At 72.6% G+C, this 2044-nt stretch carries 1 protein-coding gene; it reads left to right on the forward strand.

The features are described 5' to 3' along the window. Positions 1-286: 286 nt before the first annotated feature. Positions 287-2044: N-acetylmuramoyl-L-alanine amidase (locus tag ACI78S_RS25070; RefSeq protein WP_456977706.1), on the forward strand; the 1758-nt coding region annotated here is incomplete at its 3' end.

Consider the following 2044-nt stretch of genomic DNA (forward strand, 5'->3'; position numbering starts at 1 on the left):
AAGCGGCTGATCCGGTCCTGGAACGACTACCTGGCGCTGGGCGGCACCGCGAGCAACACGATCGCGGCCTCGGCCTACGCGCTGTCGCTGATCCCCACCGGCCCACCCCGCTGACCCACCCCGCCGCGGGAGGACCCGAGCCGGTCCTCCACGCGGCCCGCCGAAACGACGGCCACGGTTTCGTCACAAGATGTCACTCCCGGCTCGCGGAGAGTGCTGGTCCCATGAGGTGTACCGGTCTGCGTTGAGTCGTGGACCTCCGCCGAGCTTCCCCGGAGGACCTCTCGTGCGCCGCGTGCTAGCGGGCCTCGTCGCCTTCCTCGTCCTCACCGCGACCCTGATCGTGATCACGGTGGTCGCGGGGCCGGAGGCGGAGCCGATCCCCACCTCGATCGACGAGGTCGAGCTGGGCTCCGTCGACTCCCCGGCCCCCGAGGCGGTGGTCAGCACCGGCGAGGACCCGGCGCCGTCCGAGCCGCCGTCGTCGGGCGCGGCCGCACCCACCTCATCGGCAGCCACCGGCACGGCCGGTACCGACGCTGCCGGTGCCGGGGGTGCGGGTACCGACGACGTCCCGGTGTCGGGCCAGGAGCTGCCCGGCGTGCCGGCGCTCTCCCTCAGCCGCCCCGACACCGACGAGTTCTCCAGCGTGGGCGTCACCTGGGAGCAGGACCCCGACGTCGTCGACGTCCGCGCCCAGATCCGGGTGAAGGGCACCGACGGGCGCTGGGGCGGGTGGACCACGCTCGAGCGCGACGACGTCACCCAGCGGGTCTCGGCCGTCACCGCCGACCACGACGTCCGGGACGGCACGGCCCCCTACTGGACCGGCCCCGCCCGCGGCATCGAGGTGATCGTGCAGGGCGCGGACGGCGCCGCGCCGCGGGACGTCCGCGTCGCGCTGCTCGACCCGGGCAGCAGCCCCGCGGACGCCCTCGACGCCACGGCCACGCCGTCCGACAGCGCGCACGCCGCCGACGGCATGCCGCGGGTGTACACCCGCGCGGAGTGGGGGGCCGACGAGTCGATCCGGTTCTGGGACCCCGAGTACCCGTCGACGATCAAGGCCGCGACGGTGCACCACACCGCCGACAGCAACAACTACACCGCCGAGCAGGTGCCGGCGATCATGCGCTCGATGTACGCCTACCACACGCAGACGCGTGGCTGGGGCGACATCGGCTACAACGTGATCGTCGACAAGTTCGGCCGCATCTTCGAGGGCCGCTTCGGTGGTCTCACCTCCACCGTCGTCGGCGCGCACGCCGGCGGGTTCAACACCTTCACCTTCGGCGTCTCGATGCTCGGCAACTACGACGTCGCGCCGGTGCCCCAGGCCACGATCAACTCCGTCTCGGAGATCATCGCCTGGAAGTTCGGCCTCTACCGCGTCGATCCCCGGGGCACGACCGTCCTCACCTCCGGTGGTGGGGGGACCGCCCGCTACGCCGCCGGGGTGCGCGTCACGCTGCCCACGATCTTCGGCCACCGCGACGTCGGCGCCACGGCGTGCCCGGGCCAGTACGGGTACGCGCGGCTCGGCGACATCCGCACCAACGTCAGCTCGCTGGTGGGCACGGCCGGGCGCACCCTGCTGCGCACCCCGGAGAACTCGACCGTCTACGTGGTCTCGGGGACCATGAAGTACCCGATCGCCGACCTGGCGACGCTCGAGGCGCTCGGTCCCCTGGGGCCGGTCGGCTACGTGGCGTCGTCCTACCTGGCCCAGTTCACCGAGGGGCCCCGGCAGGGCCGTGTCGTGCTGTCGCCGGGTGGTGGGGTGTTCTTCATCGATGCCGGGATCAAGCTGCAGCTGACCTCGTGTGCGCAGGTGGCCGATTTCGGGGCGTCGTGCGCGTCGTTGGTGCGCTGGGAGCAGCCGTTGATCGACGCGTTCGTGACCGGGCCGGTGATGAGCTCGGTGTACCGGACGACGTCGGGCAAGGCGTTCGTGGTCTCCGGTGGGGTCAAGCGGGAGGTGGTCGACGACGCGGCGTTGGCCGCGGCGGGGTGGCCGACGGCGGGGGTGCGGCTGCTGGAGTCG

This window comes from Geodermatophilus sp. SYSU D00815 (assembly GCF_054050035.1).